At 61.0% G+C, this 26,977-nt stretch carries 22 protein-coding genes and 2 pseudogenes; 21 read left to right on the top strand and 3 right to left on the bottom strand.

Features of this window, described 5'->3' with window-relative positions; all coding sequences use genetic code 11:
* Positions 1-2 precede the first annotated feature (2 nt).
* From V6R85_RS17170 to V6R85_RS17235, 14 genes and pseudogenes are all read left to right on the top strand, one after another.
* Complete coding sequence (locus V6R85_RS17170; protein ID WP_020010154.1) at positions 3-797, top strand: ABC transporter permease; 795 nt, start codon at positions 3-5, stop codon at positions 795-797.
* A 145-nt stretch (positions 798-942) separates the two neighbouring features.
* Complete coding sequence (locus V6R85_RS17175; RefSeq protein ID WP_031234479.1) at positions 943-2,340, top strand: NAD(P)/FAD-dependent oxidoreductase; 1,398 nt, start codon at positions 943-945, stop codon at positions 2,338-2,340.
* On the top strand, positions 2,337-3,599 hold the full coding sequence (locus V6R85_RS17180) for an NAD(P)/FAD-dependent oxidoreductase (RefSeq protein WP_020813036.1): 1,263 nt from the start codon (positions 2,337-2,339) through the stop codon (positions 3,597-3,599). Before V6R85_RS17175 ends, V6R85_RS17180 begins: the two co-directional genes overlap by 4 nt.
* Positions 3,599-4,309, top strand: a pseudogene (locus V6R85_RS17185) (FGGY family carbohydrate kinase); the annotation flags it as partial. The gene V6R85_RS17180 and the pseudogene V6R85_RS17185, both read left to right, overlap by 1 nt.
* Positions 4,303-5,496: pseudogene (locus tag V6R85_RS17190) on the top strand (GMC oxidoreductase); the annotation flags it as partial. The pseudogenes V6R85_RS17185 and V6R85_RS17190, both read left to right, overlap by 7 nt.
* A gap of 86 nt (positions 5,497-5,582) precedes the next feature.
* Positions 5,583-7,238 (top strand): GMC family oxidoreductase, encoded by a 1,656-nt coding sequence (locus V6R85_RS17195; RefSeq protein ID WP_111792884.1) that lies wholly within the window; start codon positions 5,583-5,585, stop codon positions 7,236-7,238.
* Between the two features lie 76 nt (positions 7,239-7,314).
* Positions 7,315-9,414, top strand: coding sequence for an FAD-dependent oxidoreductase (locus tag V6R85_RS17200; RefSeq protein WP_020813024.1), 2,100 nt, complete (start codon positions 7,315-7,317; stop codon positions 9,412-9,414).
* Between the two features lie 384 nt (positions 9,415-9,798).
* Positions 9,799-10,614, top strand: coding sequence for a DUF2189 domain-containing protein (locus tag V6R85_RS17205; protein WP_020813023.1), 816 nt, complete (start codon positions 9,799-9,801; stop codon positions 10,612-10,614).
* 101 nt (positions 10,615-10,715) lie between these two features.
* Positions 10,716-11,102 (top strand): c-type cytochrome, encoded by a 387-nt coding sequence (locus V6R85_RS17210; protein ID WP_020813022.1) that lies wholly within the window; start codon positions 10,716-10,718, stop codon positions 11,100-11,102.
* A 179-nt stretch (positions 11,103-11,281) separates the two neighbouring features.
* Entirely contained in the window at positions 11,282-12,097 is an 816-nt protein-coding gene (locus V6R85_RS17215) for a cytochrome c oxidase subunit II (protein ID WP_020813021.1), read from the top strand.
* Positions 12,098-12,153: 56 nt separating this feature from the next.
* On the top strand, positions 12,154-13,932 hold the full coding sequence (locus tag V6R85_RS17220) for a cbb3-type cytochrome c oxidase subunit I (protein ID WP_111791298.1): 1,779 nt from the start codon (positions 12,154-12,156) through the stop codon (positions 13,930-13,932).
* Entirely contained in the window at positions 13,929-14,633 is a 705-nt protein-coding gene (locus V6R85_RS17225; protein WP_020813019.1) for a cytochrome c oxidase subunit 3, read from the top strand. The genes V6R85_RS17220 and V6R85_RS17225 overlap by 4 nt, the downstream gene beginning before the upstream one ends.
* Before the next feature lie 110 nt (positions 14,634-14,743).
* The gene (locus V6R85_RS17230) at positions 14,744-15,466 is read left to right on the top strand and encodes a heme-copper oxidase subunit III family protein (RefSeq protein ID WP_020813018.1); all 723 of its coding nucleotides are present in this window, start codon (positions 14,744-14,746) and stop codon (positions 15,464-15,466) included.
* 14 nt (positions 15,467-15,480) lie between these two features.
* The gene (locus tag V6R85_RS17235; RefSeq protein WP_020813017.1) at positions 15,481-15,804 is read left to right on the top strand and encodes a cytochrome C oxidase subunit IV family protein; all 324 of its coding nucleotides are present in this window, start codon (positions 15,481-15,483) and stop codon (positions 15,802-15,804) included.
* Positions 15,805-15,820: 16 nt separating this feature from the next.
* Here the strand turns inward: V6R85_RS17235 and V6R85_RS17240 are convergent, their stop codons facing one another.
* On the bottom strand, positions 15,821-16,867 hold the full coding sequence (locus V6R85_RS17240) for a GlxA family transcriptional regulator (RefSeq protein ID WP_020813016.1): 1,047 nt from the start codon (positions 16,865-16,867) through the stop codon (positions 15,821-15,823).
* Between the two features lie 85 nt (positions 16,868-16,952).
* Between V6R85_RS17240 and V6R85_RS17245 the strand changes: the two genes are divergently transcribed.
* From V6R85_RS17245 to purU, 6 genes are all read left to right on the top strand, one after another.
* A complete protein-coding gene (locus tag V6R85_RS17245) occupies positions 16,953-18,206 on the top strand; it encodes a sarcosine oxidase subunit beta family protein (protein ID WP_020813015.1) in 1,254 nt (417 codons plus the stop codon).
* A gap of 12 nt (positions 18,207-18,218) precedes the next feature.
* Positions 18,219-18,539: a sarcosine oxidase subunit delta gene (locus tag V6R85_RS17250; protein WP_003504489.1), complete on the top strand. Its 321-nt coding sequence runs from the start codon at positions 18,219-18,221 to the stop codon at positions 18,537-18,539.
* Complete coding sequence (locus V6R85_RS17255) at positions 18,536-21,526, top strand: sarcosine oxidase subunit alpha (protein ID WP_336377090.1); 2,991 nt, start codon at positions 18,536-18,538, stop codon at positions 21,524-21,526. Before V6R85_RS17250 ends, V6R85_RS17255 begins: the two co-directional genes overlap by 4 nt.
* A gap of 13 nt (positions 21,527-21,539) precedes the next feature.
* Positions 21,540-22,094: a sarcosine oxidase subunit gamma gene (locus tag V6R85_RS17260; protein WP_162690428.1), complete on the top strand. Its 555-nt coding sequence runs from the start codon at positions 21,540-21,542 to the stop codon at positions 22,092-22,094.
* A 17-nt stretch (positions 22,095-22,111) separates the two neighbouring features.
* Positions 22,112-23,380, top strand: coding sequence for a serine hydroxymethyltransferase (glyA, locus tag V6R85_RS17265; protein ID WP_080864576.1), 1,269 nt, complete (start codon positions 22,112-22,114; stop codon positions 23,378-23,380).
* 122 nt (positions 23,381-23,502) lie between these two features.
* The gene (gene purU / locus V6R85_RS17270; RefSeq protein WP_003504493.1) at positions 23,503-24,387 is read left to right on the top strand and encodes a formyltetrahydrofolate deformylase; all 885 of its coding nucleotides are present in this window, start codon (positions 23,503-23,505) and stop codon (positions 24,385-24,387) included.
* 37 nt (positions 24,388-24,424) lie between these two features.
* Here purU and V6R85_RS17275 read toward each other — a convergent pair whose 3' ends face one another.
* Positions 24,425-24,577: a hypothetical protein gene (locus V6R85_RS17275; RefSeq protein ID WP_223565243.1), complete on the bottom strand. Its 153-nt coding sequence runs from the start codon at positions 24,575-24,577 to the stop codon at positions 24,425-24,427.
* A 427-nt stretch (positions 24,578-25,004) separates the two neighbouring features.
* Positions 25,005-26,231 carry an MFS transporter gene (locus tag V6R85_RS17280; RefSeq protein ID WP_020813010.1) on the bottom strand — a complete coding sequence of 409 codons (1,227 nt, stop codon included), beginning with the start codon at positions 26,229-26,231 and terminating at the stop codon, positions 25,005-25,007.
* 121 nt (positions 26,232-26,352) lie between these two features.
* Between V6R85_RS17280 and V6R85_RS17285 the strand changes: the two genes are divergently transcribed.
* The gene (locus V6R85_RS17285) at positions 26,353-26,946 is read left to right on the top strand and encodes a TetR/AcrR family transcriptional regulator (protein ID WP_020813009.1); all 594 of its coding nucleotides are present in this window, start codon (positions 26,353-26,355) and stop codon (positions 26,944-26,946) included.
* Positions 26,947-26,977: the final 31 nt, after the last annotated feature.

Below are 26,977 nucleotides of genomic sequence, written 5' to 3' on the forward strand. Positions count from 1 at the left end.
AGATGGAAGAACGTCCCGCTCCGCTGGCGCTGAAAATCGTCGCCTTCATCATGTTCCTTTTCCTGCTGGCGCCCGTGGTTCTCGTCGTGCCGATCTCGTTTTCGGCCGACAGCTACATGGCCTTTCCGCCCTCCGGCTGGAGCCTGCGCTGGTATGTGGAACTCATGCATAATTCCAAGATGATGGCGGCGCTCGGCACCAGCACCCTTCTCGCCGTCATCGTCACCGTGCTGTCCATGCTGATCGCGCTGCCTGCCTCCTATGCCATCGTGCGCATGCGGGTGATCGGCGCGGATGCGCTTCTCGCCTTCTTCACGGCTCCGCTGCTCCTGCCCACCATCGTGCTCGGCCTCGCGATCCTGATCGTCTTCGCTGGCGCCGGCCTGCTCGCCACCTTCACTGGTCTGGTGATCGCGCATCTCATCATCGTGCTGCCCTATGCGCTGCGCGTCCTCACCACCTCGCTTGCGGGCCTGCCGCTGATCTTCGAGGAGGCTGCTTCGACACTCGGGGCATCGCCGCTCACGGTCTTCCGACGCGTGACCATGCCGATGATCGCGCCGGGCGTCGTGGCGACGGCCGCACTTTCCTTTCTCGTGTCGTTCGATGAAGCGGTGATTTCGCTGTTCCTCACCGGCCCGCGCATCACCACGCTTCCCGTCGCCATGTATCAGCATGTGGAAACGCAAGCGGATCCGCTTGTTGCGGCCATTTCCGTTCTTTTGATCGTGCTCACCCTTGCCGTCGTTCTCATCGTCGACCGCACTGCGGGCCTGACCAAGACTTTCGTGAAGTAAAGTCGGCGGGGCCACCGGCTGGTGCTGGCTGCCCCTACTGGCACAGGCGCGAATTTCACTCTCGTTTATGAACGCCGCTGCTGCATCGGCGCGATCCGTCGCGCCTGTTGATTTCGCTTTGAAGGACGAAGGCAAAGGGAAGCCCATGGCTCAGACCCCCTCCACGGAATTCGACGTTGCCGTCATTGGCGCCGGTGTGGTCGGTTGCGCGGTCGCCCGCCGTTTCGCGCTGGCCGGTGCGAAGGTGGTGGTCATCGAAAAAGGCCCCGATATCCTCTCCGGCGCCTCCAAGGCCAACAGCGCCATCCTCCATACCGGCTTCGATGCGCCGGAAGGCAGTCTGGAACTGGAACTGGTGAAGGCAGGCCGGGCGGAATATCTTTCCATTCATGGGCAGATGGGCCTTAGCCTCGTTGAAACCGGCGCGCTCGTCTGCGCCTGGAACCCGGACGAGGCGGAAAAACTGCAGGCAATCGCCGATCAGGGGCGGCGCAACGGCATTGCCGGACTTGAGCTCGTCACGGCCGGACAGGCCCGTGAAACCATGCCGGGCCTGTCCGAGCGCCTTGTCGCCGCGCTCGACGTTCCGGGCGAACATATCATTGATCCGTGGTCCGCCCCGCTTGGCTATCTCACGCAGGCGGTGGCGCTGGGCGCGCGGCTGGTGCGAAACGCGGAGGTTCTGTCCGGTGTGTTCGACCGTGCGTGGCGGATCGAGACGATGGCGGGCGCTATCCTTGCCACGAGCGTCGTCAATACCGCCGGTCTGTTCGGCGATATCGTCGATGCGCGTCTGGGGCTTCCGCCCGAATTCACCATCAAGCCCCGCAAGGGGCAGTTCGTCGTGCTTGACAAGGCTGCCCGTCGGCATGTGCCGCGCATCGTTCTGCCTGTTCCCACCGAAATCACCAAGGGCATCGTGGTGTGCCCCACCGCCTTCGGCAATGTTCTCGTCGGGCCGACGGCGGAAGAGCAGGACGACCGCGAGCGTGCGACTGTCGAAACGGCGACGCTGGAAGCGTTGCTGGAGCGCGGCGCGGAGATCGTTCCGGCGCTGGCCTCTGTTTCTGTAACCGCCGTTTATGCCGGTCTGCGGCCGGCCTCCGAAAAGAAACATTACCGGATTTCCGCGCGGCCCGAGCGGCGCGCCATCACGCTCGGCGGGGTGCGTTCCACGGGTCTCAGCGCAGCACTCGGGCTGGCGCAGCATGCTTTGACGCTCCACGAGGGTTTCGGTAGGAGGTTTGCCCCGCCGCCATCAGTCCCCGAAGTGACGATGCCCAACCTGACCGAAACCTGTGAGCGGGACTGGCAGCGCGCCGATCACGGCGAAATCGTCTGTCATTGCGAACTCGTCACCCGCCGCGAGATCGAGGCGACATTTTTAAGCCCGGTGCCGCCCGGTGATTTCGGCGGGCTGCGGCGACGCACGCGGGCCGGCATGGGCCGCTGCCAGGGCTTTTATTGCAACGCCCGGCTGGCAGCGATGACGGGCGACCGTCTGGCAACCCCGCTTGCCGTTCGGGAGGGAGACGACCGATGAGCGCCGTGGAGTCCTTTCAACGAGAGCATCCAAACGCTGAGAATGCAGATGCAATCGTGGTTGGCGGCGGCCCGGCGGGCGTGGCTGCGGCGCTGGAACTGAAAGCGCGCGGTATCGCCCGTGTGATGATCCTCGACCGCGAGCCGGCCCTTGGCGGCGCGACCCGGCATTGCCTGCATTCGCCCTTCGGCATGCGCGAATTCGGACGGGTCTATTTCGGCCCCGCCTATGCACAACACCTGCAGCGGCAAGCACAGGAGGCGGGTATCGATATCCGCACCGGTCATTCCGTGGTGGAACTCGGGCAGGATGGCGCGCTGCTGGTGACATCGGCGCGTGGCGTCGAGACGCTGAAGGCTAGACGCATCGTGCTGGCGACCGGCGCACGGGAAAAACCACGCTCCGTGCGGCTTCTGCCCGGCGACCGTCCGGTGGGCGTGGTCACTACTGGCACGCTGCAATCCTATGTCGCCTTTCACGGTATCATGCCCTTTCGCCGGCCGTTGATCATCGGTTCGGAGCTGGTTTCCTTTTCCGCACTTCTGACCTGCCTCACCCATCGCGCCCGACCGGTCGCGATGATCGAGCCGGAGCCTCATCCGCTGGCGCGGTCGCCTTTTCATTGGTTTCCGCGACTGGTCGGGGTGCCCTTTCATTGTGGTGCGACACTCACGGATATTCGCGGGCGTGACCGTGTCGAGGAGGCCGATATCCGTCTGGCGGATGGCCGCATCCTGACCGTTCAATGCGACGGTGTTCTGCTCACCGGGCGATTCACACCTGAGGCAGCGCTTCTCAATGCATCCCCCGTGGATGTTGCGGCAGGCAGTGCCGGGCCGCTGATCGATCAGGACGGACGGATGGCCAATCCGATTTTCTTCGCCAGCGGGAATGTCTTGCGAGCCGTGGAAACGGGCGGCTGGGCGTTTCGCGAAGGCCGCCGCGTTGGCGCGTCGGTGGCTGACGATCTCGCCCGGGAACCCTGCAACGCGCCGGGGGTTCCCGTTGCCTTCGCCGATCCGCTCAAACTGGCGGTTCCAGCCATGTTCCGGCCGGGTGGACTCGATAGACCGGCATTTCGCGATTTTCAGCTTCGTTTCACCAGACGCGTTCAAGGCCGGCTTTCGCTTCGTCTCGACGGAACGGAAGTGTGGAGCAAGACCGGCCGGTGGCGCCCTGAACGCCGTGTGCTGGTGCCCATTCCCGGCGCTGCGTTTGAAGCGAGCCAGATTGCCTTTCACTTTCGGGAGACCAATTGATGCGCATTGCGGCGATCGATCAGGGGACGACATCGACCCGGTGCCTTGTGGTGAGCGATAGCGGCACGGCGGAGGTCGTGGCCAGCCGGCGTCACGCGCAATTTTACCCGGCCGCCGGCCATGTGGAACATGATCCGGAAGAACTGCTGCGCAATATTCGCGCGGTGCTGGCTGCCGCCGGACCGGTGGAGGCCATCGCCGTCGCCAATCAGGGCGAGAGTTGTCTGGCGTGGGATGCCGTGAGCGGTGAGGCGTTGTCGCCGGTCATCGTCTGGCAAGATGCCCGGACCACCGAAGCGCTGGCCGCCCTGCCGCCCTCGGCGACAAATCGTTCGAAAGAGATTTGCGGGCTGCCGCTCGATCCCTATTTTTCGGCCAGCAAACTGGCCTGGCTGGTCAGGCACAATCCGGCAGTGGCGCAGGCAAGGGCCGCAGGGCGTTTGCGGCTGGGCACCACCGATGCGTTCTTTCTGGACCGGCTGACGGGCGCTTACCGCACGGACCTTGCGACGGCGTCGCGCACGGGGCTGCTCGATCTTTCAACCGGAGACTGGAGCCCTGAACTCTGCGCGCTTCACGGCGTGCCGATGGATTGCCTGCCCCTGATCGGTCCTGTCGATCGCGGTTTTGGCGCGGTTGAGGCAACGCCCATCCGCGTTTCCATTGTCGATCAGCAGGCCGCGCTTTATGGGCATGGCTGCCGCAAGGCGTGTCTCCCGCATGGCCGTTTCCTTACGAGGAGCTGGAGCCATGGTACAGCAAGGCGGAGGCGATGTATCAGGTTCGCGGCGAGCTGGGCGCGGACCCGACCGAACCTGAACATTCCGCAGCATATTCATTTTCCCCCGTTGCGGACGAGCCGCCGGTGGCGGATGTCCGGGCACGCCTGAAGGCGAAAGGCCTGCATCCCTTCTCCCTGCCGCTTGCCATCGATATCGAAAAATGGCTCTCGAAAGGCCGGACACCGTGGGATGCCCATCCAAATTCTCGCGATGGCAAGATGGATGCGGAGACTGCGGCGCTCCTAAAAGCTCTCGAATATCCGAACGTCAAAATCGAAACCTCCGCTAAGTTAACCAGACTTGAGGCGGGACAGAGCGGCAACATCGAGCGCGTCCATTATGAAAAGCACGGCGAGGCCCGCTCGGATACGGCAAAACTGGTGATCCTGTCTGCGGGAGCCGTGCAGTCGGCCGTGCTGCTGCTCCGCTCGGCGGATGAACGATATCCGAAGGGTCTTGCGAATTCCTCCGATCAGGTCGGGCGAAACTTCATGAACCACAATTCGTCGGCTGTAATTGCCGTGTCGCCAAGCTTCCGCAACACGGCCGTCTATCAAAAGACATTCGGCTTCAATGACTTCTATCTGTCCGACGGTGAGGGCGGGCCGCCTCTTGGCAACGTCCAACTGCTCGGCAAGATTTCTCCGGCGATCTTGAAGGGGGCAATGCCCCGCGTGCCGGAATGGTTGCTCCGGCAACTGACCGGACACGCGATCGATTTCTACGCCATGAGCGAAGACATTCCTCATCCCGACAGCCGGATAATGGTTGACGGAAACCGCATCGTTCTCCACTGGCGGCGAACCAACTGGGACGCTCATCTGGCGCTGGTTGCGAAACTCAAAGGCATCCTCAAATCGGTCGGTTTCCCGATCGTCTTGTCGAAACCTTTCGATAAACGCACGCCGTCGCATCAGTGCGGCACGATCCGCATGGGCAACGACCCGGCGGCTGCACCGCTCGACCCCTTCTGCCGTTCCCATGACCACCGCAATCTTTTCGTTGTCGATGCCAGCTTTCTGCCGACGTCGGCAGCCGTCAATCCGGCGCTCACCATTGCGAGCCAGGCGCTGAGGGTTGCCCATCATATCTCGACGGAGGACCTCGCCCCATGAGGCTGACGACCCCGCATTTCATGGCCGCGATGCCGCTTTATGCCGATGGCGGCCATCAGATTACTCAAGTGTAACAGGATAGTTCGATGCGTTTCGACTATATTATCACCGGTGCCGGCCCCGCAGGATGTGTGCTTGCAAACCGTTTGAGCGAAGACCCCGATGTCAACGTCCTGCTGCTCGAAGCCGGTGGAGGGGACTGGAATCCGCTTTTCCACATGCCGGCCGGTTTTGCCAAAATGACCAAAGGCGTGGCGAGCTGGGGTTGGGAGACGGTGCCGCAAAAGCACATGAAGGGCAGGGTGTTGCGGTACACCCAGGCCAAGGTGCTGGGCGGCGGCTCATCGATCAATGCCCAGCTTTATACGCGCGGCAATGCGGCCGATTACGACACATGGGTCTCCGAGGATGGCTGTGAAGGCTGGAGCTATCGCGACATCCTGCCCTATTATAAACGCGCCGAAGACAATCAGCGTTTCGCCGACGACTATCATTCCTATGGCGGACCGCTTGGCGTCTCGATGCCGGTTTCGGCCCTGCCCATCTGCGATGCTTACATTCGAGCAGGCCAGGAACTCGGCATGCCCTATAATCACGATTTCAACGGCCGGCAGCAGGCCGGCGTCGGCTTCTATCAGCTCACGCAGCGCAACCGGCGCCGGTCGTCCGCATCACTCGCCTATCTCAACCCGATCCGGCATCGCAAGAACCTGACGATCAAACTCGGCGCACGCGTCTCCCGCATCGTTCTGGAAGGAAAACGCGCCATAGGGGTCGAGGTTGTCGGAAAATCCGGCTCGGAAATCATCCGCGCCGAACGGGAAGTCCTCGTCTCTTCCGGCGCGATCGGCTCCCCCAAGCTCCTGCAGCAATCGGGTATCGGCCCGGCGGACCATCTGAAATCCGTGGGCGTGAAGGTGCTGCATGACCTGCCCGGCGTCGGTTCGAACCTGCAGGATCATCTCGATCTTTTCGTGATTGCCGAATGCACCGGCGACCATACCTATGACGGCGTCGCCAAACTTCACCGGACGATATGGGCGGGGCTTGAATATATTCTGTTCCGCACCGGCCCGGTTGCCTCCTCGCTGTTTGAAACGGGCGGTTTCTGGTATGCGGACCCGGACGCGCGCTCGCCGGATATCCAGTTCCATCTGGGATTGGGGTCGGGTATCGAGGCGGGCGTGGAGCGGCTGAAAAACGCCGGGGTCACGCTGAATTCCGCCTATCTTCATCCCAGATCGCGCGGAACCGTGCGGCTGTCATCCTCCGATCCGGCCGCCGCGCCGTTGATCGATCCCAATTACTGGTCCGATCCCCATGACCGGAAGATGTCACTGGAAGGTCTCAAGATCGCCCGCGAGATATTCCAGCAGGCGGCGTTGAAGCCATACATCATGGCGGAACGTCTGCCCGGCCCCAAGGTCATGACGGATGATGAGCTTTTCGAATACGGCTGCGCGAATGCCAAGACCGATCACCATCCCGTCGGCACCTGCAAGATGGGCAACGGACGGGAATCAGTCGTCGGCCTTGATCTCAAGGTACACGGTCTTGAAGGACTGCGCGTCTGCGATTCCTCCGTCATGCCGCGCGTTCCCTCGTGCAACACCAATGCGCCGACGATCATGGTCGGAGAGAAGGGCGCGGACCTGATAAGAGGACTTGCCCCCCTTGCACCGGCGATTTTCTCGCACGAACGCAATGAAACGCGTCCAAGGGCGCGCGCGCAGGTTCGATAGTCATTCCGCGATCAGGCGGTCTTGATGCGAACCCGAGACGAAGCCTGCAAGGCAATTTACGAGGAGTACAACGCTCATGGACGCGACCGTCCCGCAGCATATTCTTGACGCGCTCACGGATGTGAACATGCCGCGTTTGCCGAAAGCGCCCGGTCCCAAGGAGATGATCGTGCTCGGTGGCATCGATGTCCCGGTTCATCGCGCCGGCTGCGTCGTGGTCGGCTCCGGTGCCGCCGGGCTGCGGACTGCGGTGGAAATGAAGCGGCGCGGCGATGACGTCGTCATCCTCAGCCAGAGCGCGTGGGGTGGGACATCCGCCTGTTCCGGATCCGACAAACAAACGCTCCACACCGCGAACACGGCCGATCAGGGCGACAACTTCAAGGCAATGGCGCGCGCCATCCGCAGCGGCGGCGCCATGGATGAGGATACCGCCTATGTCGAGGCGGTGGGATCGGCGCGCATGATGGCCTCCCTGCAATTCCTCGGGCTGCCCCTGCCGCAGGACCCGCTGGGCGGGACGCTGCGATATCAGACCGACCACGACGAAGTCGGCCGGGCGACCAGTTGCGGCCCCCGCACATCGCGGCTGATGGTCAAGGTGCTTGCGGATGAAGCGATCCGTCTGGATATCCCGTTTCACAATCATACCACCGTCGTCAAAATACTGACCGAAGGTTTGAATGACGAAAGACGGGTCGTCGGCGTCCTCGCCATGCAGCCCCATGAGCGCAGCGATACCAACCCGTTCGGGATTGCTCTCTTCGTGTGTCCGGTGATTGTGCTTGCAGCCGGCGGACCGGGCGAGCTTTATCGCGACAGCGTTTATCCCAATGGCTGTTTTGGTTCTCTGGGGCTGGCGCTGGAGGCGGGGATAGACCTCGTCAACCTCACGGAAAGCCAGTTCGGTATAGGCACCCGACGGGAGGGATTTCCCTGGAACCTGTCGGGAACCTATGTTCAGGCCATCCCGCATATTTATTCGCTGGATGCCGGGGGCAAAGAGCATCATTTTCTGGCGGACTACTATCGCAATACGCAGGAAATGGCCTCCAACATTTTCCGAAAGGGCTATCAATGGCCCTTCCATTCGACCCGTATGCTCGATTTCGGTTCAAGTCTGGTCGACCTTGCGATCTTCCGCGAGTCGGCGGCCGGGCGGCGGGTCTTTATGGACTTCAATCGCAATCCGCTGGCGGTGCCCGGCGATCTTCCGTTCAGCCTTGACCGTCTCGACGCAGACGTCAGCAGCTACATCGAAAACGCCGGCGCGATGAAGGAACGGCCGATCGACCGGTTGAAGCATATGAACCCGCTCGCGATCGAACTCTACCGGCGCTACAAGATCGACATCGCCAGCGAGCCGCTGGAATTTGCGGTGAACAACCAGCACATGAACGGCGGCATCATGGTCGATACCTGGGGGCGGACCAACCTGACGGGCTGCTATTCTGTCGGCGAGGCCGCAGGTACGCATGGTGTGACACGTCCGGGTGGTGCGGCGCTGAATGCCGGGCAGGTATTCGGCACACGCGCGGCCGAACATATCGGCGCAAGTCGCCGCGCGAAATCCCCGTCATCGGCAAATATTGAGGCGGCGGCATTAGCGGGCATCAATGACCTTCTCGCCATTCTGAAGGAGGATAGTCGCCTGTCCGCCAAGAACATCCGCACCGAAATCCAGTCCCGCATGAGCGATAAGGCGGGGATGATATGCGATGCCGAAAGCGTTTCGCAGGCGCTTGCCGGGGCGCGTTCGCTCAATGCGACGATCCGCTCGAACGGGATTGCTTACGGACGGGCTGCCGAGGCGGTTCGCGCCGTTCAGTGGCAACAGATGGCGATTGCGTCCGAGGCCGTGCTCACGGCGTTGGATTACTTCATTCGCGATGGCGGCGGCAGCCGAGGCGCACGCGCGATCTGCGATGCTGACGGTGAACTGGTTCCGAACGTCAATGCGGGACCCTTGCATCAATTCCGCTTTCGCAGGGAGAAAGACGACCATCGAAGCGAGCAGATCGTCGTCAGGCTCGAAGGTGAGGATATGGCGACATCGACGCGTCCCAACCGCGTCTTCGATGAAAGCAAGAAATCCTTCTTTGAACGGGACTGGCCCGCCTGGCTCACCGGACGCATCTATGATCTCGGTGAAAGAGAAGGATGCGCCGAAGACTGAATTCGTTTTGAATTATGCTCGGACGGGCCCCATTCACGCCTTTGATACGGCCGATCAGCATTCTGTCCTCGCGCTCGCAAGCTAGGCGCCTTTCAAGAAAAAAAATGAAGAAGCGGATCAGCCTCTACCGGTGGAGGTGTTTTCCTCCATGGCTGGCCAGCTTGCCGGTGCGAGGAGCCCCCCGGCGGGATTGTCTTCGGAGGACCGGCGTTGCCCCCGGTCGCGCTGACGACGAGCATCTAATTTCTCTAATTTAAAGAACAGGCGACAAAGGCGCCCGGATTTGATAAATTACAATTTAGCCGGTTGCGGTTTGACGCGCGGATAAAGTCTCCAGGCGTTTCCACGCCGCCAGCCGGATCATGGCGCAGGAGGAGAAGTGCTATGACGGCATTCCATGTCATGGCCGGTGCGACCGGTGAATTTACTCGCCCCGAAGTCCGCAAGATTGGTTTCGCGGATATTGTCGATGCATTGAAGTTGGGACTTGATGACTTCAAAGAGAAGCCGTCCCATTATGTCTTTCTCTGTCTTATGTATCCGATTGCGGGTGTTTTTCTGGTCATGTGGAGTTCCGGCGCCAATCTGCTGCCGCTGATTTATCCCTTGATGTCAGGTTTTGCGCTGATCGGTCCGATCGCCGCCATCGGTCTTTATGAAATCAGCCGACGACGTGAGCAGGGGTTGGATAGCTCCTGGCGTCATGCGCTGGAGGTTCGACACTCTCCGGCCCTGCCGTCGATTATCGCGGTCGCCGTCATGCTGTTCGTGCTTTTCGCCCTCTGGCTGATTGTGGCGCAGCACCTCTACACCACGACGTTCGATGCGGCCGGTCCGGCTTCACTCTCAACCTTTCTGTCAGACGTGCTGACCACCCCGGAGGGACTTTCCCTGATAATCTGGGGGAATCTTGCCGGTTTCGTTTTCGCGGTCATTGTGCTGGCGACAACGGTGGTGGCGTTCCCGCTGATGCTTGACCGGGATGTCGGCGCAGTCGCGGCGGTGGATGCGAGCATACGCGCCACGCTCGCCAATCCGGTTCCAGTTGCGCTTTGGGGGTTGATCGTCGCGGCGCTGCTCGTCGTCGGCACAATCCCGGTTTTCGTCGGCCTTGCAGTCATCATGCCCATCCTCGGACATGCAACCTGGCACCTCTATCGGAAATTGATCGTCCCCGTTTATCCAAACCGTATGCCTTGAACCCATAACGGAAATCTAGCTGTCGATCATCCTTCCCGCTGTTGCGGCTCTCCTAAGGGAGCCGTTGCGGCCGGGATTGCGATGGAGCGCGTGAGGATGCCATGTCGTATCGTTTTCTTGCCATCTGTCTGCTTTTCGCCACGACCCTTCCGCTTGATGCGCACGCACAGGAGGGGGACCCTGCCGCCGGCGCCACCGTTTTCAAAAAATGCGGCATTTGTCATGTCGCCGAAACCGACCAGAACAAGGTCGGACCTTCACTGAACGGCCTGTTCGGCAGAGCCGCCGGCACCCATCCGAATTTCGCCTATTCGCAGGCGATGCAGGATGCGGGCAAGGCCGGGCTGGTATGGGACGAGACATCATTTCGCGATTATCTGCACGACCCCAAGGCGAAGGTGAAGGGCACAAAAATGGCCTTTGTCGGGGTGAAGGACGACACCGACATCACCAATCTCATCGCCTATCTGAAGCAATACTCCAAGTAGCGAAATGATGCGAGCTGAAGAGCTGTTTCTCGCCGGGGTGGATCGGCAGGATAGGGCCGAATGAGGGGCGAACTGCTGCTGTTGCCGCAATTGCTCGCCCGAACTGTTCATGAGATAATGCTAATACGTTTCGCGATAGGATTGTAGAAATAGTCGCGGCCGTGTCAGGGGAGGAGACGATGGCTGTCGTTGTGGTTCTCGTTCTGCTGGTGGTGGGATCGATCGTATTCCACCTGCTGAGCCCTTGGTGGTGGACGCCGATTGCCTCCAACTGGAGCTATATCGACAATACGATCATCATCACCTTCTGGATCACCGGTTTCGTTTTTTCGGCCATCGTGTTGTTCGTCGCCTATTGCGTGTTCCGTTTCAGGCATCGCACGGGAAACCGGGCGGCATACCAGCCTGAAAACAAGCGCCTGGAGGGGTGGCTTGCTGGAGGAACCGGGGTCGGGGTGGCTGCCATGCTCCTGCCGGGCCTCTTCGTGTGGAACCAGTTCGTGACCGTGCCTGATGGCGCCAGCGAGGTGGAAGTCGTCGGTCAGCAATGGCAATGGAGTTTCCGGCTGCCCGGCGCGGACGGCCGGCTCGGACGGGCCGACACGCGCGCCATTGCGCCGGACAATCCGCTCGGTTTGAACAGAAACGACCCCGCCGGAATGGACGATGTCATCGTTGAAGGCGGCGAGTTGCATTTACCCGCCGGCAGGCCGGTGAAGATGCTGCTGCGCGCGGTTGACGTGGTGCATGATTTCTACGTGCCGGAGTTCCGGGCCAAGATGGACATGATCCCCGGTTCGGTCACCTACTACTGGTTCACCCCGACGCGGACAGGAACCTTCGAGGTTCTCTGCGCGGAATTGTGCGGCGTCGGCCATCCGCAGATGCGCGGCACCGTCGTCGTCGATACCGAGGCTGACTATCAGGCCTGGCTACAGCAGCAACCGACTTTCTCGAAATCGCTCGCTTTGGCGGAAAAGTCGGCAGCCAGATGAGCGCCATGCGTCGTTGAACGGAAAAGCCGCGTCGGAGGAAACAGGGAGGACGGAAGATGGTCGAGATTGGATCCGGCGCGGGGCAGGTCATCCAGCCCGCTGAGGTCGAGGATGTCGAGCTTTATCACCCGAAAAGCTGGTGGACGAAATATGTCTTCAGCCAGGATGCCAAGATCATCGCCATTCAATATTTCCTGACCGCGACGGCAATCGGCATGGTGGCGCTGGTGCTATCCTGGTTGATGCGCCTGCAACTCGGCTTTCCCGGTTATTTCTCTTTCATCGACGCGGAACATTATTATCAGTTCATCACCATGCACGGCATGATCATGGTGATTTACCTGCTTACCGCGCTGTTTCTCGGCGGTTTCGGCAATTATCTGATCCCGCTGATGCTCGGCGCGCGCGACATGGTGTTTCCCTATGCGAACATGCTGAGCTACTGGCTCTACCTGCTCGCGGTCCTCGTGCTGGTCGCCGGTTTCTTCGCGCCTGGCGGGCCGACGGGCGCTGGCTGGACGCTCTATCCGCCGCAGGCGCTTTTATCGGGAACGCCGGGCGGGCGCGACTGGGGCATCATCCTGATGTTGTCCTCGCTGATCCTGTTCATCATCGGCTTTACCCTGGGCGGGCTGAATTACGTCGTCACGGTGCTACAAGGGCGCACGCGCGGCATGACGTTGATGCGCATGCCCCTGACGATATGGGGCATATTCACGGCAACCGCCATGGCGCTGCTCGCCTTCCCGGCGCTTCTCGTTGCCGCCGTCATGATGTTGTTCGACCGGCTGCTCGGCACGAGCTTCTTCATGCCCGCCATCGTCGAGATGGGCGAACAGCTGAAACAGGAGGGCGGCAGTCCCATCCTCTTCCAGCATCTGTTCTGGTTCTTCGGCCATCCGGAAGTCTATATCGTGGCACTTCCGGCCTTCGGCATCGTCTCGGATCTCATCAGCACCCATGCACGCAAGAACATCTTCGGTTACCGGATGATGGTCTGGGCGATCGTCATCATCGCGGCGCTGAGCTTCGTCGTCTGGGCGCATCATATGTATGTCAGCGGCATGAACCCGAATTTCGGCTTCTTTTTCGCGACCACGACGCTGATCATCGCCGTGCCGACGGCGATCAAGGTCTATAACTGGGTGCTGACGCTCTGGCGCGGCGATATCCATCTGAACTTGCCGATGCTGTTTGCGCTCGCCTTCATCGTCACATTCATCAATGGCGGATTGACCGGTCTTTTCCTCGGCAATGTCGTCGTAGACGTTCCGCTTTCGGATACGATGTTCGTCGTCGCGCATTTCCATATGGTGATGGGGGTCGCGCCGATCATGGTGATTTTCGGCGCGATCCACCATTGGTATCCCAAAGTCACGGGCCGCATGCTGAACGTGGCGATGGGGCATATCCACTTCTGGATCACCTTTCTCGGCGCTTACGCCATCTTCTTCCCGATGCATTATCTCGGCCTGATGGGCGTGCCGCGCCGTTATTACGAACTGGGCGAGGCCGCTTTCATTCCGCCCTCGGCACACACGCTGAACATGTTCATCTCCGTTGCAGCACTGGTTGTTGGCGCCGCACAACTGCTGTTCCTGTTCAATCTCGCCTGGAGCCTTCGCTGGGGCAAACAGGCGGGCGGCAATCCGTGGCGGGCGACGACACTGGAATGGCAAACGCCGCAGACCCCGCCCGTTCATGGAAACTGGGGCAAGGAGCTGCCGGTCGTCTATCGCTGGCCTTATGACTACAGCGTGCCCGGCGCGGATGAGGACTTCCTGCCGCAAAACCAGCCGGCTGCGGCCGGGCCGTCGGAGAGGGCCCTGTCATGATCGCCATTCTCATCTTCATGGCGGGTATTGCCGGCATCATCGCCTGGTGGATGGCGGGGCAGCGGCTCACTTCAAAGCCATGGCTGGAAGTGGGGGTGGCAGGCGATGCACCGCAGATGCAGGGATCGTCGGCGACAATAGCGAAACTTGGGCTCGGCATTTTTCTGGGTGTCGTGGGCGCGCTGTTCACGCTGCTCATCAGCGCCTATCTCGGCCGCATGGGCGGCGCGGACTGGTGGGGCATCCCCATTCCCGGGCTGTTATGGGCCAATACTGCGACGCTTGCCGCTAGTAGTCTGGCGCTGCAATGGGCGAAAACCGAAGCCGGCGCCGGTCGCCGCGACAGGCTGAATATGGCTCTCGCGGCAGCCTTTGCGACGGCCGTTCTCTTCGTTGCCGGGCAGTTTCTGGCGTGGTGGCAACTCACCTCCGCAGGCTATGTGCTGGCGGATAACCCATCGAACAGCTTCTTTTACATGATCACCGGGCTGCACGGCCTGCATATAGTGGGCGGGCTCTGTGTGCTTGGACGCACCGCAATCCGCGCCCGCAGCGAGCCCTTGTTGGCAAGGATGCTCCTGAGCGTGGAGCTGTGCGCCATCTACTGGCATTTCATGCTGGTGGTGTGGCTGATCCTTTTTGCGCTCTTCGCCGGCTGGGCGAATAGTTTTGTCGATCTATGCCGTCAATTGGTCAGCTAGAGCGGCGGGAGATGAACCGGAGCAGGTCCCGCCGCTCTAAGTTTTATCTAAGCATCAGATTTTCCGGACGCTACGTACTTTTACTGGAAATCCTCTAAGGAGTGTCGATCATGACCGCATCCATGGAAAGGCCAGCAAGCGATCCGCATCTGCGCCCCACGGGAATGCGCGGCGTTGCCGCCGATCTGTCATCGGACCAGCGGGCGTTCAAGAACGTCTCCTGGGGCAAGGCGATGATGTGGATCTTCATCCTCAGCGACATCTTCATTTTCGGCTGTTTCCTCCTGGCCTATATGGCCGCGCGCATGTCGACCACCGTCGCCTGGCCCAATCCGAGCGAGGTTTTTGCGCTGACGATTGGCGGCAAGGATATCCCGCTGATCCTGATTGCCATCATGACCTTCGTCCTCATCAGCAGCAGCGGCACGATGGCCATGGCCGTCAACTTCGGATACCGCCGTGACCGTCGCAAAACCGCGGCGCTGATGGTGGTAACGGCCCTCCTTGGCGCGACATTCGTCGGAATGCAGGCATTCGAATGGACGAAACTGATCGAGGAAGGCGTGCGTCCCTGGGAAAACCCATGGGGTGCGGCGCAATTCGGTTCGACGTTCTTCATGATCACGGGCTTTCACGGCACCCATGTCTCGATAGGCGTGCTGTTCCTCCTCATCATCGCGCGCAAGGTATGGCGGGGAGATTTCGATCAGGAAAGGCGGGGATTTTTCACCAGCCGCAAGGGGCACTACGAGGTCGTCGAGATCATGGGGCTTTATTGGCACTTCGTCGATCTGGTGTGGGTCTTCATCTTTGCATTCTTCTATCTGTGGTGAGTGAGGATGGCATCATGGCACAGGAACAATCACAGCAGCATCCGATAAGACTTTATATGGTGGCCTGGGGACTGCTTTTTGTTCTCAGCACGTTCTCCTATATGGTCGATTATCTCGGCATTCAGGGCTATCCCCGATGGTCTTTGATCATCGTATTCATGCTGCTGAAGGCGGGGCTGATCATCGCGATTTTCATGCATCTGGCCTGGGAACGGCTCGTCTTGATCTACGTCATCCTGCTCCCACCGGTCCTCGTGCTTGTCTTCGCCGCCCTGATGGTGTCGGAATCCAATTATACGGCTTTCACCCGGCTGACCTTTATGACTGCGGGTTCCTAGGCCGCGGCAACATATTTCAGGCTTGCGGAAGCAGCACGCCGACGGCGAATTCCTCGTCAGTCGCTGTGTGGCCGGCCTGCGTCTTGCGATATTCGCTGGGCGTGAAACCGCGCTCGGTTCGCAGCGTGCGAGAAAGATGCGGCGCGTCGCAGAAACCGGTGGCGAGCGCAATCTGGGTGATCGGGTCATGCGTGGTGCGCAGGAGGGAGAGCGCACGGTCCAGCCGAAGCTCGAGATAGACCTTGGACGGCGTCGCGTTCAGGTCGGTGAGGAAACGCCGTTCGAGGCTGCGGCGGCCAAGGCCAAGGTCGTTCGCCAGTTCCAGCACTGTTTTCGGAACCTCGATATTCTGCTGCATCCGCAGGATCGCTTTTTTGACCAGAGGATCATTGGCCTTTCGCGCGCTCTGCTGGCCGGGCTGGGGTTTTTCGCCGCTCAGCGCGCTGTCGATCATCATGATGTTGAGGCTTTTGATGGCGGCGGACTGGCCGACATGGCGCTCGACGAGGAAAGCCGCCAGATGGGCTGCGCCGTGACCACCGGAACAGGTCAGCCGGTCACGGTCGATGACGAAAATCTGGTCGGAGATCATCTGGACGGTATCGAAACGGTCGAGAAAATCCTGATGGTGGAACCAGCTCACGCAGCAGCGATAACCATCAAGCAGGCCCGCTTCATGCAGAATGAAGACACCGGTGCAGAGCCCGACGATGGGAATGCCCGCCGCCGCCCGGTCTTTCAGGAACCGCAGCGCTTCCTGCGGCAGGGCGCTGTGATCGCTGATCAAGCCGCCGACAACGACGATATAGTCGTAATGCCCGGCGTCCATCAGCCGTGTATCCGGCTGCACCTTCACGCCGCAGCTCGATTGCACGCTGCCCAGCGTTGCCGAGAGCACCGACCACTCACACAGGATAGGCCGGGAACGGTCCGCCTCGTCGGCGGCAAGACGCAGCACATCAACGAAATTCGCAAAGGCTGACAGCGTGAAGCGGTCGGCAAGCAGGAAGGCGACGCTGAGGCGTTTTCTGGCGCGGTGTGAGGTCATGACGCAAATATTCATGCAAACAGACGCGATTGTCCAGCCGGGGCGCGGCAAATGCTCATAGCGTTTACGACACGAGATTTTCCAACCATCGGGTCCGCTCATGACGCGTTTTAATGCTTTCAATCTTTTGCGGAATGCCCTGACCGGCCACAAGAACTGGGACGAGCAGTGGCCGGACAGCCAGCCGAAAGCCGAATATGACGTGGTCATCGTCGGCGCCGGCGGCCATGGTTTGGGTGCCGCCTATTATCTGGCCAGCCAGCACGGCATCACCAATGTCGCCGTCATCGACAAGGGTTGGCTCGGCGGCGGTAATACCGGCCGCAACACGACGATCATCCGCTCGAACTATCTCTATGACGAGAGCGCCCGTCTTTACGATCACGCCGTCGATCTGTGGGAGAACTTGAGCCAGGAGCTGAACTACAACGTCATGTATTCAAGGCGCGGCGTGCTGATGCTGGCGCATAATGTGCACGATGTGCAGAGCTTCAAGCGTCATATCCATTCCAACCGTTTGAACGGTGTGGACAATCGCTGGCTCACCCCGGAAGAATGCAAGGAATATTGCCCGCCGCTCAGCATTGTGCCGAATGCGCGTTATCCTGTCATGGGCGGTGCGCTTCAGGAACGTGCCGGCACTGCGCGCCACGACGCCGTCGCCTGGGGGTATGCGCGCGGCGCTGCCGCCCGTGGGGTCGATATCATCCAGAACTGCCCGGTCACCGCCATTCGTCGCAATGCCGATGGCTCCGTCGCTGGTGTCGAGACGGCGAGGGGCTTCATCAAGGCGAAGAAGGTCGCGGTTTCCGCCGCCGGCCACACCTCAGTTGTTATGGACACGGCCGGCGTGCGCCTGCCGCTCGAAAGCTATCCTTTGCAGGCGCTGGTGTCGGAGCCGATCAAGCCGATCTTCCCCTGCGTTGTCATGTCGAATGCGGTCCACGCCTATATCAGCCAGTCCGACAAGGGCGAGCTGGTTATCGGTTCGGGTACGGACCAATATACATCCTATTCGCAGCGCGGCGGCCTGCCGCTGATCGAGCATACGATTGCGGCCATCGTCGAAATCTTCCCGATCTTCAATCGCATGCGGATGCTGCGCAAATGGGGCGGTATCGTCGATGTGACGCCGGATCGCTCGGCCATTCTCGGCAAGACGCCGGTTGACGGGCTTTACGTCAATTGCGGCTGGGGTACGGGCGGTTTCAAGGCCACGCCGGGCGCTGCGCACACCTTCGCCTGGACCATTGCCAAAAACGAACCGCACCCGATCAACGCGCCGTTCACGCTGGAACGCTTCCGCACCGGCCGCCTGATCGACGAGGCCGCCGCCGCCGCGGTGGCGCATTGAGGAGCCGACCCCATGCTTTTGATCCGCTGCCCCTATTGCAATGAAACGCTGCCCGAAGCCGAATTCACCTATGCCGGGCAGGCCCATATTACCCGCGCCGCCGATCCTTCGTCGCAGACCGATGAGCAATGGGAAGAATTCCTGTTCATCCGCGAAAACGTGAAAGGCCCGCATTTCGAGCGCTGGCGGCATCTGCATGGTTGCGGCCGCTTCTTCAACGCCGTGCGTGACACGGTGAGCGACCGCTTCCTCACGACCTATCGTGCGGGTGAACCGCGTCCAGAACTTTCTTCCCTGACCCGTGCACCAGCCAGTTCCGAGGTGTCGAAATGAACTCCTATCGCGTTTCCGGCCGTGGCCGTGTGGATGCCACCCGCTCGGTCAGCTTTACCTTCGATGGCAGGACCTATCGCGGCGTGAAGGGCGATACGGTCGCCTCGGCACTTCTCGCCAATGGCGTGCATCTCATGGGCCGCTCGTTCAAATACCACCGCCCGCGCGGCCCGGTGGCGGCGGGTTCCGAAGAGCCGAATGCGCTGATCGGCACCCGCCGCAGCGCAGGACGTTTTGAGCCGAACACCCGCGCCACGGTGCAGGAAATCTGGAACGGGCTGGAAACCACCTCCCAGAACAAATATCCGAGCCTGAAATTTGATATCGGCGCTGTCAACGACATGGCCTATATGCTGTTTTCAGCAGGTTTCTATTACAAGACCTTCATGTGGCCGAAGAGTTTCTGGAACAAGGTCTATGAGCCCTTCATTCGCGCGGCCGCGGGTCTCGGCGTTTCCCCCACCGAGGAAGACCCGGATATCTATGCCTCGCGCAACCTGCATTGCGATGTGCTGATCGTCGGCGCTGGTCCGGCTGGTCTGGCGGCGGCGCGTGCGGCGGCGGTCGATGGTCTCAAGGTCGTGCTGGTCGATGAAAATGCCGAAGCCGGCGGCACGCTGCTGTCGGAGCCGCAGGCGAAGATCGATGGCAAGCCCGTATGGAACTGGCTGGCGGATGAATTGACGGCACTGAAGGAGCGCGGCGTCAAGGTAATGACCCGCACGACGGCCATCGCCTATTACCACCAGAACATGATCGGCCTTTGCGAAAAGTTGACCGACCATTTAGAGGCCGTGCCGAAGGATACGCCGCGCGAACGCCTGTGGCGCGTTCGGGCGCGTCACGTCGTATTGGCGCAGGGTGCACTGGAAAAGCCGCAGGTTTTCCACGGCAACGACCGGCCGGGCGTGATGCTCGCGGGTGCCGCCCAGACCTATCTCAACCGCTATGGCGTCAAGGTCGGCAACCGGCCGGTGGTGGTGACGAGCCATGACAGCGCCTGGTATGCGGCGTTTGATCTTCACGGCGCGGGCGCACGCGTTCAGGCAATTGTCGATACCCGCGCCAAGGTGCGGGAAGAACTGGTGAACGAGGCGCGTGCGCTCGGCATTCCGGTCAAGCTGTCGCATACGGTCACGGCGACGTCGGGGCGGCTGCGCGTCAAGTCAGTCCGGGTCAATCCGGTTAGTGGCGCGTCGGTCGGTGCGGGACAGGAAATCGCCTGCGATGCGGTGCTGATGTCCGGCGGCTGGACGCCGTCGCTGCATCTCTTTTCCCATACGCAGGGCAAGATCGCCTGGGATGATGAGCGGACTACCTTCCTTCCTGCCGCCACCAACGAGGATTGCGTGATTGCCGGGGCCGGACGCGGGCTGTGGGGCATCGAAGCGGCGCTGAAGGACGGTGCTGAACGGGGTCGCGAAGTTGCAGCAGTGCTCGGCAAGGCCGCCAACCCTTCCGCTCTTGTGGTGGAACATGACCGCACCGGCAGCGGCGTCTCGCACACGGAACTGCCGAGCGACCGTGATGCCGGCAAGGCCAAGGCTTTCGTGGATTACCAGAACGATGTGACCGCCAAGGATCTGAGGCTCGCCGTGCGTGAGGGCATGCGTTCCATAGAGCACGTCAAGCGCTACACCACCAACGGCATGGCGACCGATCAGGGCAAGATGTCCAACATCAACGGCCTCAACATCGCGGCGGAAGCACTCGGCAAACGCCAGCCGCAGGTCGGCCTCACCACCTTCCGCCCGCCCTATACGCCGACGACCTTCGGAGCCTTCGCCGGTTATCACCGCGGCGCGCATTTCGAGGTAACGCGCAAGACGCAGATCGACGGGTGGGCTGAGGCGCATGGCGCGGTCTACGAGCCGGTCGGACAATGGCGTCGCGCCTGGTATTTCCCTAAACCGGGCGAAGACATGGATGCGGCTGTCGGCCGTGAATGCCGGGCGGTGCGCCAGAGTGTGGGCATTTTCGACGCCTCGACGCTCGGCAAGATCGAGGTTGTCGGGCCTGATGCGGTCGAGTTCATGAACCGCATGTATACCAATCCCTGGACGAAGCTCGCCGCCGGCCGTTGCCGTTATGGCCTGCTGCTCGGCGATGACGGCTTCATTCGCGACGATGGCGTCATCGGCCGCATGACCGAAGACCGTTTCCACGTCACCACCACGACAGGCGGCGCCGCCCGGGTGCTGAACATGATGGAGGATTACCTCCAGACGGAGTGGCCGGATCTCAATGTCTGGCTGACCTCGACGACCGAACAATGGTCCACCATTGCGCTGAACGGCCCGAACGCGGCAAAGCTGCTCGCGCCGCTGGTGGAAGGCGTCGAACTGACGGAAGAGGCCTTCCCGCATATGTCCTGCGTGGAGTGCACGGTGGCCGGCATGCCGGCGCGGCTGTTCCGCGTCAGCTTCACCGGCGAGATCGGCTTCGAGGTCAATGTCCCTGCACCGCTCGGCCGCAAGCTCTGGGAAATCCTGTGGGAGGCCGGCCAGCAATATGGCATCACGCCTTACGGCACCGAGACCATGCATGTGCTGCGTGCCGAAAAGGGTTACATCATCGTCGGTCAGGATACCGATGGTACCGTCACGCCCTATGACGCCGCGATGGGCTGGGCCGTGGGCAAGAACAAGCCGGATTTCGTCGGCAAGCGTGGCCTTGCCCGCCCCGATCTCGTCGCCAAGGATCGCCGTCATCTCGTCGGCCTTCTGACCGAAGACCGCTCGAAGCTGGAAGAGGGCGCGCAGATCGTCTTTGATCCGAAACAGCCGATCCCGATGAAAATGGTCGGCCACGTCACCTCGTCCTATCACTCGGATGCCGCCGGCCAGCCCATCGCGCTGGCTCTGGTGGAGGGTGGCCATGAGCGGATGGGCGAGACCGTCTACATCCCCATGCTGGACCGCACCATTGCCGCGAAAATCACCGGGATGGTCTTTGTCGATCCCGAAAATACCCGCCTGAAAATCTGACCCGGAGATGACAATGAACATGCGCGTTTCCTCCCTCGTTTCCGGCACTTTGGCCGAGAGCAAAGCGGCCCGGGTCAGCATCCTGCCGGTGCAGACGCGGCTGTCGCTACGCGCCCGGGGTGATCTCACCCCGCTCAGCGCCGCCCTTGGCCTTGCCTTGCCCGACCGGATCGGCACCCGCTCCGCCGCAGGCGAAATCGAGGCCGTGCGCCTCGGTCCCGACGAATGGACGATCCTTGCTCCGACAGGGGAAGCCGACAGGCTGATTGCGGCCTGCGGCGCTGTCTATGCCAGCCACCCACACAGCCTCGTCGATATTTCCGGCCGGGAAGTGACGCTCTCGATCGAGGGGCCACAGGCTGGCGAACTGCTGACGCTGGGCTGCGCCCGCGATATCGACACCATTGCTATTGGTGAGGCGCGCCGAACGATTTTCGACGGCGTGACCGTGGTGCTCTGGCGCGATGCGGAAAACCGTTTCCGCATGGATATCTGGAACAGCTTCGTGTCGCATCTTGGCCATTTGCTTGAAACCGGCTGCAAGGAACTTGCGGCTGATATCGCTTGATCTGGGAGGAAAAAACAATGCTCAACCGCCTGTCACATAATACCGTTTCGGACACGGTGATCGCTGACGCCATCGCCGAGGAACTCGACCGCCAGAAAACGCAGATCGAGCTCATCGCTTCGGAAAACATCGTTTCCGCCGATGTTCTGGCGGCTCAAGGCTCGGTGCTGACCAACAAATATGCCGAGGGCTATCCCGGCAAGCGTTATTACGGCGGCTGCGAATTTGTCGACAAGGTCGAACAGGTCGCCATCGACCGGTTGAAGCAGCTCTTCGGTGCAGAATTCGCCAATGTGCAGCCGCATTCCGGCGCGCAGGCCAATCAGGCGGTGTTTCTGGCGCTGCTGCAGCCGGGCGACCGGATCATGGGCATGTCACTTGCCCATGGCGGCCACCTGACCCACGGTTCGCCGGTGACGATGTCCGGCAAGTGGTTCGATGTCGTCTCCTATGAGGTCGATGCCGATACACATCTGATCGATATGGAGAAGGTGCGGGCGCGGGCGCTGGAGACCAAGCCGAAGCTGATCGTGGCGGGCGCATCGGCCTATCCGCGCCAGATCGATTTTGCCGGCTTCCGCAGAATAGCCGACGAAGTCGGCGCTTATCTGATGGTCGACATGGCCCATTATGCCGGTCTGATCGCCGGCGGCAAATATCCGAACCCGGTGCCGCACGCCCATGTCGTCACCTCCACCACCCACAAGACCCTGCGCGGCCCCCGCGGCGGCGTGATCCTTACCAATGACGCCGATCTGGCGAAGAAGCTGAACTCGGCCGTCTTCCCCGGCAATCAGGGCGGCCCCCTGATGCACGTCATCGCCGCCAAGGCCGTGGCTTTCGGCGAGGCCTTGCGTCCGGAATTTTCCGACTATGCCGGCCAGGTCATCGCCAATGCGCAGGCGCTGGCAAAGGTGCTGACGAAGGGTGGTCTGGGCATCGTCTCGGGTGGAACCGACAGCCACATGGTGCTGGTCGATCTGCGGCCGAAAGGCGTGACCGGCAAGGTTGCCGAAATCGCTCTGGAGCGGGCGGGGCTTACCTGCAACAAGAACGCCATTCCCAACGACCCGGAAAAGCCCTTCGTCACTTCGGGCGTCAGGCTTGGAAGCTCGGCGGGTACCACCCGCGGTTTCGGCGTGGCCGAATTCGAACAGATCGGCGCGCTGATCTTACGTGTCATCGACGCGCTGGCGGCGAATGCCGAAGGGGATGCCGCGGTCGAAGCCGAGGTGCGGGGAGAGGTTGCTGCACTTTGCGAGGCCTTCCCGATCTACGGTTCGTAAGCGGCCCTGCCGGGCTTCGATTAGTCTCAATCGCCGTCCTGACCACGGCCGGCGGTTGATAGGCAATCTGCGCGAAAGCGCGGGCGATCCGTCCGCGCGGCAAAGACCCAGGGGAGCAGGATTTGAGCACCTATATAATGACAGTCGCGTGCCCGGCGCGCAGCGGCATCGTCGCCGCCGTATCCGGTTATCTCGCCCGGTCCGGATGCAATATCAACGACAGTTCGCAATTCACCGACCAGGAGACTGGCCGCTTTTTCATGCGGTTGAGCTTCGTTTCCGAACAGGGATCGGGACGCGATGCGCTGCTCGACGGCTTTGGTCCCGTCGCGGCCGATTTCGATATGGACTATGATATTCATGACCTTTCGCGAAAGACGAAGGTCGTGATCATGGTCTCGCGCTTCGGTCATTGTCTCAACGATCTGCTGTATCGCTCCCGCATCGGCGCGCTGCCGGTCGAGATCGTCGCGGTGATTTCCAATCACCTCGATTACCAGAAGCAGGTGGTGAACGAGGATATTCCCTTTCACCACATTCGCGTCACGCCGGAAACGAAGCCCGAGGCGGAAGCCGCGATCCTGCAGGTGGTGCGGGATACCGGAGCGGAGCTTGTGGTGCTTGCGCGCTACATGCAGGTCCTGTCGGACCGGCTGTGTCAGGAAATGTCTGGCCGCATCATCAACATCCATCATTCTTTCCTGCCATCTTTCAAGGGCGCCAACCCTTATAAACAGGCCTATGAACGCGGGGTGAGGCTGATCGGCGCGACCGCCCATTACGTCACCGCCGATCTCGATGAAGGGCCGATCATCGAGCAGGATACGATCCGCGTAACCCATGCCCAAAGCGCGATGGACTATGTCAGCCTGGGTCGGGATGTGGAAAGCCAGGTTCTTGCGCGGGCCATCCACGCCCATATTCATCACCGGGTCTTCCTAAATGGAAACAGGACGGTTGTCTTTCCCGCGTCTCCCGGAGAACACGTGTCCGAGCGCATGGGTTGAATGCGGGGTCGCGCGGAGCCGTGATTTGTGTCCTTCGTCAGTGGTTCGTCGTCATGTCGTCCCGCCAGTAGCAGGCGTTGAGATAACGTTTTTTGGACAGGACGGATAATTTGTCCCGAAAGCCCTGCCATTGGGAGAATGCATTGGCGAGCCACAGGAAATAATCATTGGTGGAAGCGGCTGTCTCCATTGCCGCATCGCAAACGCATTCAACAAATTTTGCGGAAGACACGGCCGAGCGCGGCAGCCAGTATATTTTTATTCCCGAAGGTGCGGCGATGTCATATCGGCAATTCTCGGCCCGGAGGAAGATATGGCCCACGGCATTTTCGCGCAGGTTCTCGCAGATGCGGGCGGCAAGGCCGCTTCATCTCCGGCCAGCAGATAGTGTCGAACGATGCAGCAGTCGGTGCCGAATTCGAGAATATGCGAAGCGACGGCGTCGATAAGCAGGATCGCCCCGCAGGCATGATATCATCGGCCATCAATGTTGCCGGTATCATGCTTGCGGGGCGACAGCAAAGTAAAACAATCGCTGTACTATAGATTGGTCTGTGACCTTTCCTGCGCAAATATCAATTACCGCGATGAATGAGGCAGACTACGAGTAAAGGTTGTTATTCGGCGGGCTGCGCCACGGCCTCTATGCCGGATCTTTCGCGATCTCCGGAGAGGCTGCGCTGACCGAGCGTGATGATGGCAACGGTCGAAAGGCTTGCGGCGACTGACACCCAGAAACCGTTATCCGGGCCGAAATTATCGATGACCCAGCCGGAGAGAAATGCCCCGAGCGCCATGCCGATACCGATGCCGGTCATCACCCAGGTCACGCCTTCCGTCAGCATCGATTCAGGCACACGGCGCTCGATCAGGCCGAATGAGGTGATGAAGATCGGAGAGATTGCAACGCCGCTGAGGAAAACGGCAAAAGCCAGAAGGGCGACAGAAGTGCTGGCGACAAGCAGCGGCAGAGCGGTGAGTGCAAGCACGCTGACGGCGATCAGCAGTTGGCGTTGCAGCGGCATTTTGGGATTGAGCGCGCCGAGAATGAGGCCGACCACGAAGGACCCGATGGCATAGACGCCGATGACGAGGCTGGCGGCTTCCGGTTGGCCAAGTTCCTTGGTGATTGCGACGGCACTTACCTCGGCAGTGGCGAAAGTGGAGCCGACAAAGATCAGCGCAAGCGTGATGATCTGGACCGGACGCAGGGAGATGGCCGAACGCTGCCGGCGACCGCTTTCAACCGGGCGTACCTTGGGCTCGGTCGAACGTTGCAGAAGGAAAGCGAAGGTGCCGAGCGCCAGGAAGGTGGTGCTGATCATCATGCCCGCTTCCGGAAAGAGCGAGACTGCCAGGCCGACGGAAAGCGAGGCGCCTGAAATGTAGACGAGTTCGTCGGCGGCGGATTCAAAGGCGAATGCGGTGTTCAGTTCCGGCCGGTCGCGGAAGATTTCCGTCCAGCGGGCGCGCATCATGGCCGGAATGCTCGGCATGGCAGCGGCGAGGAAGGCGGAAAGGAACAGCGTCCAGGCCGGCCATTTCTGGTTTGTCGCGATAATCAGCGCCGCAAAGGCGATGACCGAGACGATGGTGGCGGGGATGAGGACCTTGCTCTGCCCCTTGCGATCCACCAGCCGGGAGATTTGTGGGGAGACGGCGGCATTGGTCAGCGCAAAGGTTGCGGAGACGGCGCCGGCCAGCCAATATTCGCCATGGGTTTGCGAAAGCATGGCGACGATGCCGATCGGGGCCATGGCAATGGGAAGGCGGGCGAAGAAACCGGCGGCGGAAAAGCCTTTTGCGCCTGGAGCCCGGAAAATTTCTCTGTATGGATTAGCCATCGGGATGCACCTTGTTCAGAGGGTGTCCACCACATACATACGTGGCGTATGTGAATGAGATAATTGCATACGGCGCGTATGTCAACTAATATACGCGTCGTATGTGGAAAATGGAGAAAAAATGCGCAAACCTCGCAGTGAAATGATTGCCGAGACGCGGACGAAGCTTCTGGCTGCCGGCCGCAAGGCCTTTGGCAGCATCGGTTATGCGGAAGCGTCGATGGATGACTTCACCGCCGAGGCCGGTCTCACCCGCGGCGCGCTCTATCACCATTTTGGCGACAAAAAAGGCCTGCTGTTGGCGGTGGTGGCCGAAATCGATGCGGAAATGACGAAGAGGCTCTGTGACATCTCCTCGAGGGCCGAGTCCCGGTGGGAAGGTTTTGTCGAGGAGAATCTCGGCTATGTGCGCATGGCTCTCGAACCGGAAATCCAGCGGATCATGTTTCGTGACGGGCCGGCGGTGCTCGGCGATCCGTCGCGCTGGCCAAATGCAAACGGCTGCATCTCGGCAGTCGCGCGAAGCCTCGATGCCCTGAAGGAAGAAGGCACCATCGGCGATATCGATGCGGAGGCATGCGCCCGCTTCATCAACGCGGCAAGCAGCGCCGCCGCTCAGTGGATCGCCAATTCCGACGACCCCGAAATGACCTCGAAACGGGCCGTGGGCAGCTTCCGGGCCTTTCTGGAGGGATTGCGGATCAGGAAAGACTGAACCGGGCTTTACACGGTTGCCCATGCGCGCC

Source organism: Agrobacterium sp. CCNWLW32, assembly GCF_037083425.1.
In the GTDB taxonomy this organism is placed as follows: domain Bacteria; phylum Pseudomonadota; class Alphaproteobacteria; order Rhizobiales; family Rhizobiaceae; genus Agrobacterium; species Agrobacterium radiobacter.

Excerpts from the sequence above, each read along its gene's own strand:
- V6R85_RS17200 (WP_020813024.1), top strand. The coding sequence starts at position 7,315 with ATGGACGCGACCGTCCCGCAGCATATTCTTGACGCGCTCACGGATGTG.
- V6R85_RS17175 (WP_031234479.1), top strand. The coding sequence starts at position 943 with ATGGCTCAGACCCCCTCCACGGAATTCGACGTTGCCGTCATTGGCGCC.
- V6R85_RS17215 (WP_020813021.1), top strand. The coding sequence starts at position 11,282 with ATGGCTGTCGTTGTGGTTCTCGTTCTGCTGGTGGTGGGATCGATCGTA.
- V6R85_RS17260 (WP_162690428.1), top strand. The coding sequence starts at position 21,540 with ATGAACATGCGCGTTTCCTCCCTCGTTTCCGGCACTTTGGCCGAGAGC.
- V6R85_RS17225 (WP_020813019.1), top strand. The coding sequence starts at position 13,929 with ATGATCGCCATTCTCATCTTCATGGCGGGTATTGCCGGCATCATCGCC.
- V6R85_RS17285 (WP_020813009.1), top strand. The coding sequence starts at position 26,353 with ATGCGCAAACCTCGCAGTGAAATGATTGCCGAGACGCGGACGAAGCTT.
- V6R85_RS17205 (WP_020813023.1), top strand. The coding sequence starts at position 9,799 with ATGACGGCATTCCATGTCATGGCCGGTGCGACCGGTGAATTTACTCGC.
- V6R85_RS17220 (WP_111791298.1), top strand. The coding sequence starts at position 12,154 with ATGGTCGAGATTGGATCCGGCGCGGGGCAGGTCATCCAGCCCGCTGAG.
- V6R85_RS17230 (WP_020813018.1), top strand. The coding sequence starts at position 14,744 with ATGACCGCATCCATGGAAAGGCCAGCAAGCGATCCGCATCTGCGCCCC.
- glyA (WP_080864576.1), top strand. The coding sequence starts at position 22,112 with ATGCTCAACCGCCTGTCACATAATACCGTTTCGGACACGGTGATCGCT.
- V6R85_RS17180 (WP_020813036.1), top strand. The coding sequence starts at position 2,337 with ATGAGCGCCGTGGAGTCCTTTCAACGAGAGCATCCAAACGCTGAGAAT.
- V6R85_RS17235 (WP_020813017.1), top strand. The coding sequence starts at position 15,481 with ATGGCACAGGAACAATCACAGCAGCATCCGATAAGACTTTATATGGTG.
- V6R85_RS17210 (WP_020813022.1), top strand. The coding sequence starts at position 10,716 with ATGTCGTATCGTTTTCTTGCCATCTGTCTGCTTTTCGCCACGACCCTT.
- V6R85_RS17170 (WP_020010154.1), top strand. The coding sequence starts at position 3 with ATGGAAGAACGTCCCGCTCCGCTGGCGCTGAAAATCGTCGCCTTCATC.
- V6R85_RS17255 (WP_336377090.1), top strand. The coding sequence starts at position 18,536 with ATGAACTCCTATCGCGTTTCCGGCCGTGGCCGTGTGGATGCCACCCGC.
- V6R85_RS17280 (WP_020813010.1), bottom strand. The coding sequence starts at position 26,231 with ATGGCTAATCCATACAGAGAAATTTTCCGGGCTCCAGGCGCAAAAGGC.
- V6R85_RS17275 (WP_223565243.1), bottom strand. The coding sequence starts at position 24,577 with ATGGAGACAGCCGCTTCCACCAATGATTATTTCCTGTGGCTCGCCAAT.
- V6R85_RS17195 (WP_111792884.1), top strand. The coding sequence starts at position 5,583 with ATGCGTTTCGACTATATTATCACCGGTGCCGGCCCCGCAGGATGTGTG.
- V6R85_RS17245 (WP_020813015.1), top strand. The coding sequence starts at position 16,953 with ATGACGCGTTTTAATGCTTTCAATCTTTTGCGGAATGCCCTGACCGGC.
- V6R85_RS17250 (WP_003504489.1), top strand. The coding sequence starts at position 18,219 with ATGCTTTTGATCCGCTGCCCCTATTGCAATGAAACGCTGCCCGAAGCC.
- V6R85_RS17240 (WP_020813016.1), bottom strand. The coding sequence starts at position 16,867 with ATGAATATTTGCGTCATGACCTCACACCGCGCCAGAAAACGCCTCAGC.